This is a genomic window from Gillisia sp. JM1 (assembly GCF_000424645.1).
Lineage (GTDB): Bacteria > Bacteroidota > Bacteroidia > Flavobacteriales > Flavobacteriaceae > Gillisia.
Genome location: NZ_KE384218.1, coordinates 1794180 through 1813013 on the forward strand (window position 1 = coordinate 1794180; position 18834 = coordinate 1813013).

Annotated in this window: 14 protein-coding genes; 8 read left to right on the forward strand and 6 right to left on the reverse strand. The window is 34.4% G+C overall.

Annotation, left to right across the window (positions count from 1 at the left end):
- The first annotated feature begins 98 nt into the window (after positions 1 to 98).
- On the forward strand, positions 99 to 1616 hold the full coding sequence (locus tag H033_RS0111305; protein WP_026838426.1) for an NAD(P)H-hydrate dehydratase: 1518 nt from the start codon (positions 99 to 101) through the stop codon (positions 1614 to 1616).
- Positions 1617 to 1771: 155 nt separating this feature from the next.
- Positions 1772 to 3283, forward strand: coding sequence for a histidine ammonia-lyase (gene hutH / locus H033_RS0111310; protein ID WP_026838427.1), 1512 nt, complete (start codon positions 1772 to 1774; stop codon positions 3281 to 3283).
- Here hutH and H033_RS0111315 read toward each other — a convergent pair.
- Together H033_RS0111315 and H033_RS0111320 are read right to left on the reverse strand one after the other, a co-directional pair.
- A complete protein-coding gene (locus H033_RS0111315; RefSeq protein ID WP_026838428.1) occupies positions 3280 to 3654 on the reverse strand; it encodes a hypothetical protein in 375 nt (124 codons plus the stop codon). The genes hutH and H033_RS0111315 overlap by 4 nt on opposite strands.
- A 211-nt stretch (positions 3655 to 3865) precedes the next feature.
- Positions 3866 to 6415, reverse strand: a complete 2550-nt coding sequence (locus tag H033_RS0111320) for an ATP-dependent Clp protease ATP-binding subunit (protein ID WP_026838429.1) — start codon at positions 6413 to 6415, stop codon at positions 3866 to 3868.
- 256 nt (positions 6416 to 6671) lie between these two features.
- Between H033_RS0111320 and gyrA the strand changes: the two genes are divergently transcribed.
- Complete coding sequence (gene gyrA, locus H033_RS0111325; RefSeq protein ID WP_026838430.1) at positions 6672 to 9212, forward strand: DNA gyrase subunit A; 2541 nt, start codon at positions 6672 to 6674, stop codon at positions 9210 to 9212.
- A 21-nt stretch (positions 9213 to 9233) separates the two neighbouring features.
- Positions 9234 to 10487 (forward strand): tetratricopeptide repeat protein, encoded by a 1254-nt coding sequence (locus H033_RS0111330; RefSeq protein ID WP_026838431.1) that lies wholly within the window; start codon positions 9234 to 9236, stop codon positions 10485 to 10487.
- Positions 10488 to 10758: 271 nt separating this feature from the next.
- Here the strand turns inward: H033_RS0111330 and H033_RS0111335 are convergent, their stop codons facing one another.
- Both H033_RS0111335 and H033_RS0111340 read right to left on the reverse strand, forming a co-directional pair.
- Positions 10759 to 11508 (reverse strand): C40 family peptidase, encoded by a 750-nt coding sequence (locus tag H033_RS0111335; RefSeq protein WP_026838432.1) that lies wholly within the window; start codon positions 11506 to 11508, stop codon positions 10759 to 10761.
- A 23-nt stretch (positions 11509 to 11531) separates the two neighbouring features.
- The gene (locus H033_RS0111340) at positions 11532 to 12710 is read right to left on the reverse strand and encodes an acetyl-CoA C-acyltransferase (RefSeq protein WP_026838433.1); all 1179 of its coding nucleotides are present in this window, start codon (positions 12708 to 12710) and stop codon (positions 11532 to 11534) included.
- Between the two features lie 115 nt (positions 12711 to 12825).
- Here H033_RS0111340 and H033_RS0111345 point away from each other — a divergent pair, with 115 nt between their 5' ends.
- Positions 12826 to 14871, forward strand: coding sequence for an HD family phosphohydrolase (locus H033_RS0111345; protein WP_026838434.1), 2046 nt, complete (start codon positions 12826 to 12828; stop codon positions 14869 to 14871).
- Between the two features lie 4 nt (positions 14872 to 14875).
- Here H033_RS0111345 and H033_RS0111350 read toward each other — a convergent pair whose 3' ends face one another.
- Positions 14876 to 15328, reverse strand: coding sequence for a hypothetical protein (locus H033_RS0111350; RefSeq protein WP_026838435.1), 453 nt, complete (start codon positions 15326 to 15328; stop codon positions 14876 to 14878).
- Positions 15329 to 15521: 193 nt separating this feature from the next.
- On the opposite strand from H033_RS0111350, the gene H033_RS0111355 reads away from it, so the two are divergent.
- Both H033_RS0111355 and H033_RS20065 read left to right on the forward strand, forming a co-directional pair.
- Positions 15522 to 16196 carry a SatD family protein gene (locus tag H033_RS0111355; RefSeq protein ID WP_026838436.1) on the forward strand — a complete coding sequence of 225 codons (675 nt, stop codon included), beginning with the start codon at positions 15522 to 15524 and terminating at the stop codon, positions 16194 to 16196.
- Between the two features lies 1 nt (position 16197).
- Complete coding sequence (locus H033_RS20065) at positions 16198 to 16752, forward strand: DUF3307 domain-containing protein (protein WP_231367602.1); 555 nt, start codon at positions 16198 to 16200, stop codon at positions 16750 to 16752.
- A 142-nt stretch (positions 16753 to 16894) separates the two neighbouring features.
- Here H033_RS20065 and H033_RS0111365 read toward each other — a convergent pair whose 3' ends face one another.
- On the reverse strand, positions 16895 to 17302 hold the full coding sequence (locus tag H033_RS0111365; RefSeq protein WP_026838437.1) for a hypothetical protein: 408 nt from the start codon (positions 17300 to 17302) through the stop codon (positions 16895 to 16897).
- 162 nt (positions 17303 to 17464) lie between these two features.
- Here H033_RS0111365 and H033_RS0111370 point away from each other — a divergent pair, with 162 nt between their 5' ends.
- Positions 17465 to 18817: an NAD-dependent succinate-semialdehyde dehydrogenase gene (locus tag H033_RS0111370; RefSeq protein ID WP_026838438.1), complete on the forward strand. Its 1353-nt coding sequence runs from the start codon at positions 17465 to 17467 to the stop codon at positions 18815 to 18817.
- Positions 18818 to 18834 lie beyond the last annotated feature (17 nt).

Consider the following 18834-nt stretch of genomic DNA (forward strand, 5'->3'; position numbering starts at 1 on the left):
TGGTGCAAATAAACATAATTCTTAAGAATCTATGTCTTATATATTATTGCAGAGGTATAAATTTTATATTTGTAAGAACGAGATAAAGAACCCAAAGAATGAAAATATTTGATATAGAACAGCTTGCCAAAGCTGATAAAGTGACCATAGAAAAACAAAAAATAAGTTCTACTGAATTAATGGAACGAGCCGCAACTTTGGTTTTCAACGATATTCATTCCAAATTGAATGGTGCCCAAATTCCAATTAAGATCTTTTGCGGAATTGGGAATAATGGGGGAGATGGGTTAGTAATCGGAAGACTTTTATTAGAACACGGGTATCAAGTGATTGCTTATGTGGTTAATTACAGCAATAAAAGATCTCAAGATTTTCTCTTGAATTACGATAGAATAAAAGAAGTTAGCAATAACTGGCCAAGCGCAATTAAAGGGGAAGATGATTTTCCAGAAATTTCAGAAAAAGATTTCATTATAGATGCCATTTTTGGGATTGGGCTTAACAGACCTTTAGAAGATTGGGTTGGGAAATTAGTGCAGCACATAAATAGGTCTAAAGCCTTTATTGTTGCTATAGATATGCCTTCTGGAATGTTTGCTGATAAAATGCCAAATGAAAACCGGCCCGCCATCAAAGCAAATGTTACCATTACATTTCAAACTCCAAAGCTTATATTTTTCTTGCCACAGGCAGCTGAGTATATAGGTGATATGCAAGTAATAGATATAGGATTAGATAGAGAATATTTGGCTAAAACCGCTGTAAACAAACAATTAATTAATAAGCCTGAAGCTCAATTACTATATAAACCCAGAATAAATTTTGCTCATAAAGGCGATTATGGCCATGTGCTTATTATTGGAGGAAGCTATGGGAAAATAGGCAGTATTTCTCTTACTGCAAAAGCTACCTTAAAGACTGGTGCCGGAATGGTAACTATCTTTTCTCCAAAATGCGGATACCAAATTCTACAAAGTATTTTGCCTGAAGCTATGGTAATTACAGATGAAAATGAAGAAACTCTTAGTAATATAGAATTCGATCTATCTCCAGATGTGATTTGTTTCGGGATGGGAGCAGGTACTTCCAAAGAAACAACTGCAGCTTTTAAGGATTTATTGATCAACACTAAAAAGCCGATGGTTATTGATGCCGATGGTATTAATATTCTTTCAAAAGAAAAAGAACTAATAAAAGAATTGCCAGAGAATACTGTTTTAACACCACACCCCGGAGAATTAGAACGCCTTATTGGGAAATGGGAAGACGATTTTGATAAATTAGAAAAGGTTAAAAAATTCAGTAAAAAACATAAGCTGATCGTGGTAATAAAAGGAGCGCATACTATTACTGTTTTTAAGGACGATCTTTATATAAATAATACAGGAAATCCGGGAATGGCTACTGCTGGAAGCGGAGATGTACTTTCTGGAGTAATAACTTCCCTTATATCTCAACAATATGAACCTTTGATAGCTGCTGTTTTTGGAGTTTATTTACATGGGAAAACAGGAGATATTTTGGCAGAAGAAATGAGTTATGAAGGTTTAATAGCCGGAGATATTGCAGATAGTATTGGAAGATCATTTTTAGATTTATTTAAAAAGGAAATGTAATCTGAAGGTAATTGAAGAATTTTCAGTTATTTTAGCACTTGTTTAACTTTTGCTGCAGTTCTAAGCTTGCGAGATTTAAGCTAACTTATTCTTTAAGAATTCTTAAGAACCCTGATATTATTGATTTCTTTTCTTCCTAAAATGCTAAATTGTTTATGACTTCATATCACTATATAAGTTCTGCCGTTCTTGATCTACATGTTATTCAGGATATTCTTGAAAATAAAATGAAACTGGAATTGAGTGAAGAGTCTAGAGTAAATATTGTGAAATCGCGTAAATATCTAGACGAAAGGATTAAACAAAGCGATGTTCCTGTTTATGGAATTAATACTGGTTTTGGATCTCTTTGTAATGTAAAGATCTCAAATGAGCACCTAACACAACTGCAGGAAAATTTAGTCATGTCTCATGCATGTGGTACAGGTGCTTTAGTGTCTAAACCTATAATCCGTTTGATGTTATTATTGAAGATTCAGTCCTTAAGCTATGGACATAGCGGGATTGCATTGGAAACAGTTCAAAGATTAATCGATTTTTATAATGAAGATATTTTACCAGTGGTCTACGAACAGGGTTCTTTAGGAGCTTCTGGTGATCTTGCGCCTTTAGCCCATTTGTCTTTGCCGCTTTTGGGAAAGGGAGAGGTTTATTTTGAAGGGGAGCAATTGGATGCTGCAACTGTACTCAAGAAGTTTGATTGGGAACCAATAAAAATGCAATCTAAAGAAGGTTTGGCTTTGCTAAATGGAACTCAATTTATGAGTGCTCATGGAGTTTATGCTTTGATAGAATCTTATAGGTTATGTTACTTGGCAGATTTAATTGGTGCTATTTCTATAGATGCCTTTAATTGTAATATGTCACCGTATAATGAGCTTGTACATATGGTACGTCCTCACCGAGGACAAGTGAAAACTGCTGAAAGAATTAGAGGGTTTTTAAAGGAAAGTGAAATAGCAATGGAGGAGAAGGCAAGTGTACAAGATCCTTATTCTTTTAGGTGTATTCCGCAGGTGCACGGAGCAAGTAAAGACACCTTATCTTTTGTAAGAAATACGATAAAAACCGAAATCAACTCGGTTACAGACAATCCTAATATTTTTATTGAAGAAGATAAGATCATTTCCGGAGGAAATTTTCATGGGCAACCTTTGGCTCTAGCTCTAGATTATATGGCTATTGCAATGGCAGAGATTGGCAATATTTCTGAAAGAAGGATCTATCAATTAGTTTCGGGATTAAGAGATCTCCCAACATTCCTGGTTGAAAATCCAGGTTTAAATAGCGGATTCATGATTCCGCAATATACTGCGGCCAGTATTGTGAGTCAGAATAAACAATATGCAACTCCTGCTAGTATAGATTCTATAGTTTCCTCTAATGGACAGGAGGATCATGTGAGTATGGGCTCCAATGGCGCCACTAAACTTTTAAAAGTGGTAGATAATATTTCTACTATTCTGGCTATAGAACTGTTTAATGCTTCTCAAGCATTGCATTATAGAGAGCCACAAAAAACATCACCGTTTCTTCAGGAAGTAGTTACGGATTTTAGAAAAGTAGTGCCAATTTTATTGGAAGATCAAATTATGTCTACACATATTAAAGCAGCCAAAAACGTTGTAGATAATTTTAAAATTGAACAAGAGGTCTTGTTCGATTAAATAAGTTGGTGCTTCATCCAGTTAACGGCTTCGTCCAGCGTTTCAAAAACTTCAAAAGAACTGCTGTTTCTAAAAAAATGTTTTTCTATTATACAATTTTGCTTTACTACTGGATTTGTAGACACTACTGCTATTGCAATAAGATTGGAAACATTAGCCGATTCTAAATGTATCATAGGGTTTACAGAATAAGAGTTCACTCTATTCGAAATATATCCGTAGGGGTTATTGTTAAATCGTTCCCGAGCTAATTCTAATATTTCTTGATTATGGGTAATGTCGAAAAGGATACCTTCATTCAGTTCGGCTATTTGAATATTATCAAAAAAAGTTACCGATCCGAATTGAAGCTCTAGAGCAGAATTTATCATAAATTATTAGGGGCTATTATGAATTCAAATTTAATAATTTAAGGAGGAAAATCAAATGTTTTTTGTTTACACAGCAATTTTATTTAATTGACTGAAATTCAGTTATATATAATTTTTATCTTTAAATTTGTTCAGATTTTTAAATTAATTGAAGCAAAAAAAAACAGCCAATAAATATTACTTTATGGCTGTCTTCTTTTAAAAAATATAATTATTTAACCTCGTTTTCTTCAGTTGCTTTTTCAATTTTAATTGTAAGCTTATCACTTTCTTTATCAAGATCCATATATATGGTATCACCTTCTTGAAGATGAGAAGTTATTATTTCTTCAGCTAAAGCATCTTCAATATATTTTTGAATAGCTCTATTTAAAGGTCTTGCTCCATATTCTTTATCGAATCCTTTATCTGCTATGTAATCTTTTGCATTCTCGCTTAATACCAAAGTATAACCTATAATTCCAATTCGGGAATAAAGTTTTTCTAATTCGATATCAATAATTTTGTGAATATCATCTCTATCTAGAGAATTAAAGATCACTACATCATCTATTCTATTTAGAAATTCTGGTGCAAAAGCTTTCTTCAATGCATTTTGAATTACACTTCTTGCATTATCATCTATTTGAGATTTTTGTGAAGCAGTTCCAAAACCAACTCCTTGCCCAAAATCTTTAAGTTTACGAGACCCAATATTAGAAGTCATTATTATAATGGTATTTCTAAAGTCGATCTTTCTTCCTAAACTATCCGTAAGGTATCCATCATCTAATACCTGTAAAAGCATATTGAAAACATCTGGATGGGCTTTTTCTACTTCATCCAACAGGATAACAGCATAAGGCTTACGTCTAACTTTTTCAGTTAACTGTCCACCTTCTTCATAACCAATGTATCCCGGAGGTGCACCAATTAATCTTGAAATAGCAAATTTCTCCATATACTCACTCATATCAATTCTTATGAGGGTATCGTCGTTATCAAAAAGTTCTCTTGCAAGCACTTTAGCAAGTTGTGTCTTACCTACACCTGTTTGACCTAAGAAAATAAAGGAGCCAATTGGCTTATTAGGATCTTTTAGACCAGCCCTATTTCGTTGAATAGCCTTTACAACTTTGTTAACTGCATCATCCTGACCTATCACTTTTCCTTTTATACGATTTGGCAGTTCTGCAAGTTTAGTTATTTCTGTTTGTGCTATTCTGTTTACTGGGACACCAGTCATCATAGAGACCACATCTGCAACATGATCTTCTGTCACAATTTCTTTATGCTTTTTAGATTCTTCTTCCCATTTTTCTTGAGCAATACTAAGCTGCTTTTCGAGATTTTTTTCGTCGTCCCTTAGTTTTGCAGCTTCTTCGTACTTCTGTTTCTTAACAACAGCATTTTTCTCTTCTCGAACCGCTTCTAACTTTTGTTCCAGATCTAAAATTTGCTTCGGCACTTCGATATTAGTAATATGAACACGAGCACCAGCTTCATCTAGAGCATCTATAGCTTTGTCTGGAAGGAATCTATCTGTAATATATCTGTTAGTTAATTTTACGCAGGCATTAATTGCTTCTGGAGTATAATTAACATTATGGTGTTCTTCGTATTTGCCTTTAATGTTGTTTAGGATCTCTAAAGTCTCATCTACCGTGGTTGGTTCCACAATAACTTTTTGGAACCTTCTTTCTAAGGCACCATCTTTTTCGATATATTGTCTATACTCATCTAGCGTAGTGGCACCAACACATTGTATCTCACCTCTTGCTAAGGCTGGTTTAAACATGTTACTTGCATCTAAACTTCCTGTTGCTCCACCTGCGCCTACAATGGTATGAATTTCATCTATAAAAAGAATAATATCATCATTCTTTTCAAGTTCGTTCATAACCGCTTTCATGCGCTCTTCGAATTGTCCTCTATATTTTGTTCCTGCAACTATACTTGCAAGGTCAAGAGTTACCACACGCTTATCAAAAAGTATTCTAGACACTTTTCGTTGCACAATTCTCAATGCTAAGCCTTCAGCGATTGCAGATTTTCCAACACCAGGTTCTCCAATTAAAAGAGGGTTGTTTTTTTTACGTCTACTAAGGATCTGACTAACTCGTTCTATCTCTTTCTCTCTACCAACAACAGGGTCTAATTTATCTAACTCTGCCATTGCAGTAAGATCTCTTCCAAAGTTATCCAGAACAGGGGTTTTAGATTTCTTGTTGGTTTTTCCAGTGTTACTAAAAGGATTGTCCTTGGTAGCATCATCGGCATTCGCATCTTCATCTGAAAATGATTCTGCTCTTGGAGCTTCTAGATAATCGTCATCACTTGTAATCATATATTTGAATTGATCTTTGACTCCATCGTAATCAATCTTTAATTTATTTAAAAGTTTGGTTGTAGGGTCATTTTCATTTCTTAGAATGCACAATAATAAATGTGCAGTATTAATAGAGGTGCTTTGAAAAAGCTTAGCCTCCAAAAATGTAGTTTTTAAAGCCCGCTCTGCTTGTCTAGTTAGGTGTAAATTCTTTTTTTCATTAGAAATCCCTAAAGATTCTGGGTTTGCAGGGCTTAATATTTCTACTTTTCGTCTTAAATGACTTAAGTCTATATCTAGGGCATTCAATATGTTTATGGCTTTACCATCTCCATCTCGCAATAGCCCTAGCATTAAATGTTCTGTACCAATAAAGTCGTGGCCTAGCCTAAGAGCTTCTTCTTTGCTATAGGCAATCACATCCTTTACTTTGGGAGAAAAATTATCATCCATCTTATTTCCTTTCTCTAAATTATTTATTAACAATATATCAGGTAGTTCAAAAATTATACCTTTTAAGTAATATGTCGCTAGCTAATTGACAAAATTACTTTCAATAATCAAAATATAAGATAGCTAACTTATTAACGAAGCTGCGCTAATTTTTTGTTAATAAAATTTACACAAAGCCTTGTCAATAGTGCTCAAAACAACTGCGAAAACCGTAAATTGGCACGTTATATTTTCAAACTAAATTAAAATATTTAATATGGCTGAAGGAGAAAAGTTAATTCCTATCAACATTGAAGATGAAATGAAGTCGGCTTATATCGATTATTCGATGTCGGTCATTGTGTCACGTGCTTTACCTGATGTTCGTGACGGATTAAAACCTGTTCATAGAAGGGTTTTGTTCGGCATGCATGAATTAGGAATTAGAGCTACTGGGTCTCACAAGAAATCTGCAAGAATTGTAGGGGAAGTATTAGGTAAGTATCACCCACACGGGGATACTTCTGTATACGATGCTATGGTGCGTATGGCTCAAGAATGGAGTTTACGATATATGCTTGTAGATGGTCAAGGTAACTTTGGATCTATAGATGGTGATAGTCCTGCAGCAATGCGATATACTGAAGCCAGAATGCGAAAGATCGCTGAGGATATGTTGGCAGACATAGACAAAGAGACCGTAGACCACCGATTGAATTTTGATGATACTTTAGAAGAGCCTACCGTATTGCCTACGCGAGTTCCCAATTTATTGATAAATGGAGCGAGTGGTATTGCAGTAGGGATGGCAACCAATATGCCTCCTCATAATCTATCTGAAGTTATTGATGGTACGGTTGCGTACATTGAGAACAATGATATAGATATAGATGAGTTAATTACTCATATAAAAGCACCAGATTTCCCAACGGGAGGTATTATATATGGTTACGATGGTGTTCGTGAAGCCTTTAAAACGGGTAGAGGTAGAGTGATGATGCGTGCAAAATCTACTTTGGAAGAGGTTCAAGGTAAGGAAGCGATCATTGTAACAGAGATTCCATATCAGGTGAACAAGGCCGATATGATCAAGAAAACCGCCGATCTTGTTAATGAGAAGAAGATCGAAGGGATTTCTACTATCCGAGATGAATCAGATAGAAATGGAATGCGTATCGTTTACATTCTTAAGCGTGATGCGATTCCAAATATTGTATTAAATACACTTTTTAAGCATACCTCACTTCAAACCAGTTTCAGTGTTAATAATATTGCCTTGGTAAAAGGTCGACCTGAAATGTTGAATTTGAAGGATATGATCGTTCATTTTGTGGAGCACCGTCATGAAGTTGTTGTAAGACGTACTCAGTATGAATTGCGTAAAGCTGAAGAGAGAGCACACATTTTAGAAGGATTAATTATTGCTTCAGACAATATAGATGAAGTGATTGCTTTAATTAGATCATCTAGTAATGGAGAAGAAGCTCGATCTAAATTGATTGAGCGTTTTAGTTTATCTGAACTTCAGGCAAAAGCAATCGTAGAAATGCGATTGAGACAACTTACAGGTCTGGAACAAGATAAATTACGTTCAGAATATGATGAGATCATTAAAACTATTGAAGACCTTAAGGATATTCTTGATAGAAAAGATCGTCGTATGAAGGTTATTACAGATGAGTTGTTGGAGATCAAGAGCAAATATGGAGATGAGCGTAGATCTGTTATAGAATATGCAGGTGGAGATCTTAGTATAGAAGATATGATACCAGATGAGCAAGTGGTAATTACTATATCTCATGCAGGTTATATTAAAAGGACATCACTTACAGAATATAAAACTCAGAATAGAGGAGGAGTAGGTCAAAAAGGGTCTACCACTAGAAACGAAGATTTCCTAGAACATTTGTTTACAGGAACCAATCATCAATACATGATCTTCTTTACTCAGAAAGGGAAATGTTATTGGATGCGTGTTTATGAAATTCCTGAAGGAAGTAAAACCTCTAAGGGTAGAGCTATTCAGAATTTAATAAATATTGAACCAGACGATAAGGTGAAAGCATTTATTAATACTCAAGATCTCAAAGATGAAGAGTATATAAATAGTCACTTTGTGATCATGGCTACCAAGAAAGGTCAGGTTAAGAAAACTTCTTTAGAGCAATACTCTAGACCTAGAATAAACGGTATTAATGCAATTACCATTCGCGAAGACGATGAGCTTTTAGAAGCTAAGCTTACTACAGGAAACAGCCATGTTATGTTGGCAATTAAAAGTGGTAAAGCCATTAGATTTGAGGAAGAAAAGACCAGACCAATGGGGAGAAATGCCTCAGGGGTTAGAGGTATTACTTTAGCTAGTGATGATGATGAAGTTATTGGTATGATCGCTGTAAACGAAATGGATACTGATATTTTAGTAGTTTCTGCCAATGGTTATGGAAAACGTTCAAAACTTGACGACTATCGAATTACAAATCGTGGTGGTAAGGGAGTGAAAACAATTTCAGTAACAGAGAAGACCGGGGAATTAGTAGCTATTAAGAACGTAAGTGATAGCGATGATCTTATGATCATTAATAGATCTGGACTTGCTATTAGAATGAGTGTAGATAATCTAAGAGTTATGGGAAGAGCTACACAAGGGGTTCGACTTATTAATCTTAAAAGTAATGATGCTATTGCGGCAGTTGCCAAAGTAATGAAGGATGATGAAGAAGTAGTAGAAGAATTACTAGAAGAGCTGACAGATACTGATATCAGTGACGAAAATTCTGATGGCACAACTATTGCTGACAATAATGAAGATGAATAACTAACAAAAAACTATAATAGAATGAAAAAGAATATTTTAACAATAGGCTTATCTTTACTTACAGTAGTTGCGATAGCCCAGAAAAAGGAAGTTCGCGATGCTGGTAAGGCAATTGAAAAAGGAAGTTATGCGGAAGCTAAAACTTTGTTAACTCAAGCAGAAGCCATGTTAGGTGATGCTAATGACAATGTTCAAGAAGACTTTTATGTTTTTAAAGGTCAAGCATATTTAGGCACAGGAGAGGGAACTTCTGTTCAAGATCTTATGACTGCTTCAGAGGCTTTCAAAAAAGCTGAGGAGTTAGGAAATGCAGAAGCGGCTGCTCAAGGCTTGGCTGGTGTTACTAATAGTTTAATCCAAAGTGCAATCAATGATCAGAATGCTGAGAAATATGATATGGCTGCAGAGAAACTATATGCAGGATATAAATTGAATCCTAAGGATACCTTATATCTATATTTTGCAGCATCTAATGCAGTAAGTGCGAAAAATTATGATACAGCTATTAAATACTATGAAGATCTTAATGATTTAGGATATACAGGTATTGAAACTGAATATTTTGCAATTAATAAGACTACTGGCGAAGAAGAGGCTATGCCGAAATCACAACGCGACTTGATGGTTAAAACTGGTGAGTATATCAAGCCAGAAGATAGAATTGCACCTTCTAAAGCAGGAGAGATCACTAAGAATATCGCTTTAATATATATTGAGCAAGGTAGAGAAGAAGAGGCTATAAGCGCGTTAGAAGCAGCAAAAGAGGCTAATCCTGATGACACTTCTTTAATGCAAACCGAAGCGGATATGTATTACAGAATGGGTAAAAAAGATAAGTATAAAGAACTTATGGAACAAATTGTTGCTCAAGACCCAACAAATGCTACTTTATATTACAATTTAGGAGTTACTGCTTTTGAAATGGGAGATAGTGATGGTGCAATTTCTTATTACGAAAAAGCATTACAATATGAGCCAGAGATGGCTGAAGCTCGTTTAAATATTGCTGCTGCAATATTAGCTAACGAAGCTAAAATTGTTGAAGAGATGAATACCTTAGGAATGAGTAAGGCTGATACTAATAAATATGATGAGCTTGCTGAAAAACGTAAAGATGTTTACAGAAAAGCATTGCCATATTTAGAAACAGTAATGGAAAATGATGCTGAGAATATAGAAGCTATTAGAACTACTATGAATATCTACTATCAATTAGGAGAAAATGAAAAAGCAGATGCATTAAAAGCAAAATTATCTGCTCAAGAAAATAAATAAGAATTTATATTCTTAATAAAAAAAGGCTGTCATAATTGACAGCCTTTTTTTATGCTTAAGTTTTTAGACACTTTAAAAGTTTGCAGATATTGCAGGGAATAAATAATGACACTTTATGGCGCACCTCATCCTGAATTTATTTCAGGATCTCATTTAGATTTTAAAATGAAACATATATAGTTTTTGAAGCAGCTTATAACAATGTGAAATTAAAATGAGATTCTAGAATACACCTTATCAATAACATATTATAATGCATAGCCTAAGATGTTTAAATGATCTTTTTAATTACTCTCAGTTGATGCGTATGCCTTTTCAATTCAGTATTAAAAATACCAGAGTGATCTATTCTATCTATTCTTACTTTTCCATTTACATGGATAATATAATTATCATGCATAATAATACCCACATGAGTGATCTTCCCCTCAGAATTATCGAAAAAGGCAAGATCTCCAGGTTCACTTTCCTCTATAAAACTTAAGGCTTCTCCTTGTGCAGCTTGTTGGGAGGCATCTCTTAATAAAGAATAACCATTAAGCATATAAACCATTTGGGTAAGCCCACTACAATCTATTCCAAAAGGAGTTTTCCCAGCCCACATATAAGGTGCGTTGAGGTACAAAAGCGCAGTTTTCACCAAATTGTTTTTTTCTTTTATTCCGGTAATACTACTACCATCAAAAGTATTTTTAAGTGGCTTATTACTATTAAGTACAGATCCTAAAGCTATGGTTGTGAGACCTTCAGATTCATCTGTAAGGAATTCGATGAGGTCTGCGGAATACCTTCTTTCCTCAGAAGAAAGATCAAAATAAATTGATTCTTCTACCTTAATAAATTGTCGGTTATCTATCCAACCTTCGTAAGAATCGAAAGCAATACGAATTCGGCTCCATTTACCGCGTTCTTCAAGGACTTTAAAATATTCCCCATACAAGAGCTGGGTAACCATTTCGGAAGCATCGGCCGGTTGGATTCTAACCGGCACAATACTTAAGTTGCATATTCCGTATTGCATTAATTAAAGCTTGCTAATTTAACTTAGTCTCTCTGAATTACAATTGCAGATGCTCCACCACCTCCGTTGCAAATTGCAGCAGCTCCGGTTTTAGCGTTATTCTGTTCTAAAACATTCAGTAGAGTTATAATGATTCTAACCCCAGAACACCCAAGAGGATGACCCAAAGAAACAGCTCCACCATTTACATTGGTGTTTTTATCTGTAAGACCTAAGATCTTCATATTTGCCAATCCAACAACGGCAAAAGCTTCGTTAAATTCAAAAAAGTCTACATCATCTTGAGAAATACCAGCTTTGGCTAGTGCTTTTGGAAGTGCTTTTGAAGGTGCAGTTGTAAACCATTTTGGTTCATGTGCGGCATCTGCAAAGCTCTTAATGCTCGCTAATACTTTTAATCCCAATTCATCTGCTTTTTCACGGCTCATTAAGACAACTGCTCCAGCTCCATCATTAATAGTTGACGCATTTGCTGCTGTAACGGTTCCGTCTTTAGAAAATGCAGGACGTAAAGAAGAGATTTTATCCATTCTTACATTCTTGAATTCTTCATCTTCTTTTATTACTATAGGATCTCCTTTTCTTTGTGGAACTTCCACAGGAACAACTTCATTATCATATTTCCCATCTTTCCAGGCCTTGGCAGATCTTTCATAAGATTGAATAGCAAAAGCATCTTGATCTTCTCTACTAAAATTATGCTCTGTAGCACAAAGATCGGCACAGGTTCCCATTGCATTGTGATCGTATGCATCTACCAATCCATCTTTTTGCATTCCATCTATCATGGTAGCTGGACCAAATTTATGTCCAGATCTTAAGTGCATGTAATGTGGTATCAAACTCATGTTTTCCATTCCACCTGCCACAATAATATCGGCATCACCTAACATAATAGCTTGTGCTCCTTGCATTACTGCTTTCATTCCGCTAGCACACACTTTATTTATTGTAGTACATGGTACGGTATCCGGAATTCCGGCACCTAAGGCAGCTTGCCTAGCTGGAGCTTGTCCAACTCCGGCTTGCACCACATTTCCCATTAATACTTCATCAACCATTTCTGGCTTTAATCCTATTTTATTTAAAGCTCCCTGAATTGCGATAGAACCTAACTTTGTGGCTGGTACTGTAGATAATCCACCTAGGAAACTTCCTATTGGTGTTCTTGCAGCGCTTACAATTACTACTTCCTTATTCATAACTTAAAATTTTAATTTTCTCTTGATGCGAATTTAGTGATTTTATCAAGAACAAACCAAGGCTTCTAGGTGCACCATGTTTTTTTACTACATTTGAAAAATAGTATAAAAATACATGAAGAATTTCGTAAACAACTTTTACAAAAATCAGGCTTTATTCTACAAGGTTTTTCTATTTATAGTCACGGCGTTTTTAATTGTTTATCTTCTTCCAAAGGGAGGCAAATTTAAATACGAGATCACTAAAGGCAAGCCGTGGCAATATGAAAATTTATATGCGCCATTTGATTTTGCGATCTTAAAAAGCGATGCTGAAATAGTTAAAGAAAAGCTTCAGATAAACACTAACCATATTCCTTATTACACGGTTAATGAAAATGTAGTAGAGCAAGTAACTTCTAAGGTTCCAGAACAATTAGAGAAAACTTTTACAGATAGTATTTTAAAAAGAAAAGGAAGGCTGTTGTCTGGTTTTATTGAAAAGGCCTTAGACGATATATATGAATATGGAGTTTTACTTGAAGCAAAACCAGGCGATTTGAACAAATTGGTCTATTTGAAGAGAGGGAACGAAGCTTTTGAAGTTAACTATGATAAATTATTGCTTCAAGATGAAATCCGCCCGTATCTGAATGTTCAAATTAACCAGAGTAGTTTATCTTCTTTAAAGCCAGAATTATTAGAATTCTTTTATAATACTATAAAACCAAATGTTACATACGATGCCAAACTTACTCAGAAGGAACTGGATAGTAAATTAGGTTCCATTTCTTATACCAGAGGAAGTATAGAAAGAGGCACTATAATAATTTCTAAAGGGGAAATAGTAGAAGGAGAAACCTTAGATATTTTAACATCGCTTAAATCTGAATATGAATCTCAAGTATGGAGCGATTCCAGTTATAATTGGATCTTATTTGGTTACAGTATATTAGTTTGTCTCGCTTTGCTGATGTTACTATTGTTTATAAGGAGAAATAGAAGAGATATTTTTGATAACAATGTGAAGGTTTCATTTATTTTCTTCAATATTTTTTTGATGGTGTTTCTAACCACTTTAGTTGTAAATTTTGAAGCGAAATACGTTTATATTGTTCCGCTTTGCATCCTGCCATTAACCTTAAAAGCTTTTTTTGACTCCAGATTGGGTTTATTCACCCATGTAATTACTGTTCTGATTTTAGGTTTTGTAGTTCCCAATAGCTACGAATATATGTTCCTTCAGATCATCGCTGGGATAGTAACTATCCTCACGGTTTCAGAATTGTATAAAAGAGCTAATTTGTTTATTTCAGTAGGGCAAATCACCTTTATTTATATCCTTGTTTATTTTGCTTTTACCATTATTCAGGAGGGAAATATACAGGACCTCAATTCTGAAATGTTCCTTACTTTTATTTTAGGCGGATTGGCAACTTTGTTCGTGCAGCCGCTTATTTATATTTATGAAAAACTCTTTGGATTGGTTTCAGATATGTCGCTTTTAGAATTATCTGATACCAATTCTAAACTTCTGAAGGAATTAGCAGAGAAGGCACCTGGGACTTTTCATCATTCTCTAAATGTTGCAAATTTGGCTGAAGCTGCTGCAAATGAAATTGGAGCAAACGCTATGTTGGCTAGGGTAGGAGCCTTGTATCATGATATTGGTAAGATGGAGAATCCTACTTATTTTTCTGAAAACCAAACCAGTTCTGTGAATTCTCATGACGAACTATCTCCAGCAGAAAGTGCTGAAGTAATTATAGATCATGTGATACATGGAATTGAAATAGCCAGAAAAAATAATCTCCCAGATAGGGTGATAGATTTTATTAGAACCCATCATGGAACTTCTTTGGTGTATTTCTTTTATATGAAAGAAAAGGAAATGAACGATAAGGTTTCTACATTAGATTTCAGATATCCTGGTCCAATTCCTTTTAGTAAAGAGACGGCAATTTTAATGATGTGTGATAGTGTAGAAGCAGCTAGTAAAAGCTTAAAGGAGCCAACTGCTGCTAAAATAGATGATTTTGTAGAAAGGATCATCAATAAGCAAATGGATGAAGCTCAGTTCTTAAATGCAAATATCACCTTCAAAGAGATCCAGCTAATTAAAAAGATATTAAAACAAAAACTCAAGAATATTTTTCATTTAAGAATAGAATATCCGGAATAGCTAGCTAGCGTACTTCAATAATTTCTATTTCCTTTTCATTTAACATAAAGGTGTCACCTGCTTTTTTACCTTTTATTTTTTCATAAATCGGAGCTTCAGTAGAAATCACATAGACACTACTGCCATCATCCATTTTGATTTCTCCTAAGGCACAGGCAATAAAATAATATCTTTCTTCAGTTTCGATAATGCTCCCAAATTTTATTGATTCACTGTAGTGTTCCCTATCTATTTTAGTGAGAGTGAGTTTCATTGTTTGAGCAGTATCTAGGTATTTGGCGTACTTTTCAAAGTCACCTAATAATTCTCCTTTACTTCCTTCTTCATCATAATCTGTATGTACATCATTCGCTTCCATAGATTCTTTTATAGTATCCATTTCTGCTTTGTAACGTTGTATTTTCTTGTTGACAGCATCCAAGCAATTATTGAATAATTGGGTTTTATTTGGTATCATTTTTATAGTTTTAATTAAAAGTAAGTATCAGGTTTTAACTGATATAATTATTTGCAAAAATTTAATAATTAGCTGAACTTCCTTTGTTTTATAATTATAAGTCTATAAGCTTATATTAGTACTTTATAAGTCTGCAGACTAATATTTTACATTTATAAGGTTTCAGACTAATAAAATTTATATATTTGAAGTTATGATAGCAGTTTTAACAGCAGATTTGATAGATTCTTCTCTTTATGAAGAGAAAGTGCTACAAGAAGTACTAGATACTCTTAAGCAAGAGTTCGAAGCCATTACACAGGAATATAAGCAAGAGGAAGTACGTCTTCAGATATATAGGGGAGATAGTTTTCAAGGAATTATTAAAAATCCTGAAGATGCCCTCAAAATAGCACTACAAATTAAAACAGCCATAAACAGAATTCATTTCAAGGAAACGCTTAAGAATAAAGCATATTCTAAAATAGCCGATTTTAAGATAGCCATTGGAATTGGAGAGCAAGACTTAGAACGAGAAGCAATTTCTGAATCTAATGGTCCCGCTTTTCAATTTTCGGGACGCAGTTTAGATGAAATGAAAACTGAAAACAGAAAAACTAAATTAAAGACAGATTCTGAAGAGATAAATGACGAGTTTAACACCTCTTTATTTCTATTAGATACCATTACTGATAAATGGAGTACAGCATCTGCCGAAGTGGTTTACTACCTTTTGAAAGATCTTAAAGAACGTGAAGTTGCTGCAGCCATAGATATTAGCCAGTCTGCCGTAAATCAACGTAAAAAGGCCGCTGGTTGGGATGCGATTTCAGTTTTATTAAATAGGTATAGAGCCGTGATTACAAATAAGTTAGTAAACAGAAGATAATATGCTCATTTTAATACAATTACTACTGGCCCATCTCTTAACAGATTTCGTACTACAACCAAATAGCTGGATAAAGCATAAAAGAAAGTATAAGGTAAAATCTTATTTTTTAATTATTCATGCCTTGCTAGCAGGAGTTTTAACGGTGCTTTTTCTTCAGAAATTGGAATGGTGGTATATTGGATTAATTATTAGCAGCACCCATTTTTTAATAGACTGGTGGAAACTAAATCAGAAAAAAGATAACCTCAAGTATTTTATTCTAGATCAGCTTTTTCATTTAATAATAATAGTGATGGTATGGCTATACCTAATAAATGGATTTTCTAATATTCTCCCATTTCTAAAAGAATTTTTTAATTCTACAACTATACTAGCGGTTGTTGGAGCTTATTTATTTGTGATCTTTCCAGCAGGTTTTTTAATAGGAAAAGCAACCAAGAAATGGCAAAATGAAATTAAAGAGACCCAGAATAAGAACAGTCTAGATGACGCCGGACGCTATATCGGTATTTTTGAACGGATCCTTGGTACTCACCTTTATTCTTACAAATAATTTCTCTGCAATAGGATTTTTGATCGCTGCCAAGTCCATCTTGAGATTTAGCGATAAATCTGAAACCGGAGCTCGAAAGCAAACAGAATATGTGCTTATAGGAACTTTAATAAGCTTTACAATAACTATCCTTTTAGGACTGTTAGTACGCCATTTCTTGTTCTAGTAGTTGGATATTGCTAAACATTCGTTCTTTAACAATATTCATCATCCGCTTATTTAAAGCAGAAGAATTTTCTATATAAAGTAAATATTCTTCAACAGTAAATTGGCCAATAACAATACCTTTTAAGTTATTTCTGAATTTGATATCCCTCTGAATAGCATTTTCAATAAAACTCAATTTCTTTTCCACAGAATATGCGTGAAAACTGTTTTTGTGTTTCTTAATGTAGTTCCTGAATACTTCTACAAAAAGTTCGTTTTGAAGTTTAATAACTGGGCGGAGCGTTTTGTTTTGGAATTGTTCCTCCAGACTCATTTTTTCTGAAACTCTTGCCGATGGAATTTCTGGTCTAAGACGAGGCAATTCATTATCTCGATGATTCATAGTTTTTAAGTTTATTAAATTTAATTAAAATAAATGCTATTTCTTTAATTGCTTAATCAACTTTTGAACCGATTTATAAACAAATGCACAGTTAAAAGTCTCTTAATCGCTTATTCCTTTGCTTGGTTATTTTTTATCTTTAATCAAATTGAAAAAAAAGTTATGATTGTATCCAGAAACCCCTATAATGGTGAGGAAGTAGCCAGTATCAAAGAATTTACCAAGAGAGATATAGATGAAGCATTAGATGTTGCTGATAAGAGATTCCAAAGCTGGAAACAAACTTCATTCAGTGAGCGCTCTAAATTAATGATGGCTGCAGCAGCAGAACTAAAAAAGAATAAGCAGGAATACGCCGAAACCATTACTTTAGAAATGGGAAAGCCAATTACTCAGGCAATTGCAGAAGTTGAAAAATGTGCTTGGGTGTGTGAATATTATGCTGAAAATGCAGAAAAGCATTTATCCAAAGAAACTATTAAAACGGATGCCAGGAAGAGCTATACTTCTTTTGAACCCATAGGAATTGTTTTGGCTGTAATGCCTTGGAATTATCCTTTTTGGCAAGTATTTAGGTTTGCAGCTCCTGCATTAATGGCAGGTAATATCGGAGTATTAAAACACGCCAGTAATGTGATGCAATCTGGAGAAAATATTCAAAAGATATTTGAACGAGCTGGCTTTCCAAAGGGATGCTTTCAAAATTTACCAATTGGGAGTAAAAAAGTAGAAGATGTAATCAGAGATAAAAGAGTTAAAGCGGTTACATTAACAGGAAGTAAACCCGCAGGTAGTTCTGTGGCTTCGGTGGCAGGAGAAGAGATAAAAAAATCTGTTTTAGAGTTAGGGGGTAGCAATGCATTAGTAGTTTTTAAAGATGCCAATATAAAAAAAACGGTAGCTACTTGTGTGCAAGCCAGATACCAGAATACAGGACAAAGTTGTATTGCGGGAAAAAGACTTTTATTACAAGATTCTATTGCAGAAGAGTTTTTGGAGCTTTTCTCCAAGCAGGTAAGAGAGTTGAAAAGTGGAGATCCTATGGATGAGAAGACTTATATTGGAGTCTTAGCACGCGAAGATCTTGCAGAAGATCTTGAGAAACAAGTGTCAGAATCTGTAAAACAAGGAGCAAAGATTCATTTAGGAGGTGTTAGAAATGGTACTTATTACGAGCCAACAATTTTAACGGGTGTTAATAAAGAAATGACGGTGTTCAAAGAAGAGACTTTTGGACCTGTAATTTCTGTAACTACATTTAAAGATGAAAAAGAGGCTGTAGAACTGGTAAATTCATCAGATTTTGGATTGGGAGTATCGGTATTTACTGAAGACTTGGAATTCGCTGAAAAGATATGTCCTCAATTTGATGATGGAGCAGTGTTTATAAATGAGCTGGTAAAAAGCGACCCCAGATTGCCTTTTGGAGGAACCAAAATATCTGGGTACGGGAGAGAATTATCCATTCATGGAATAAGAGAATTTGTAAATAAGAAAACAGTTTATATTAAGTAATCAGGACAAAGAGTCCT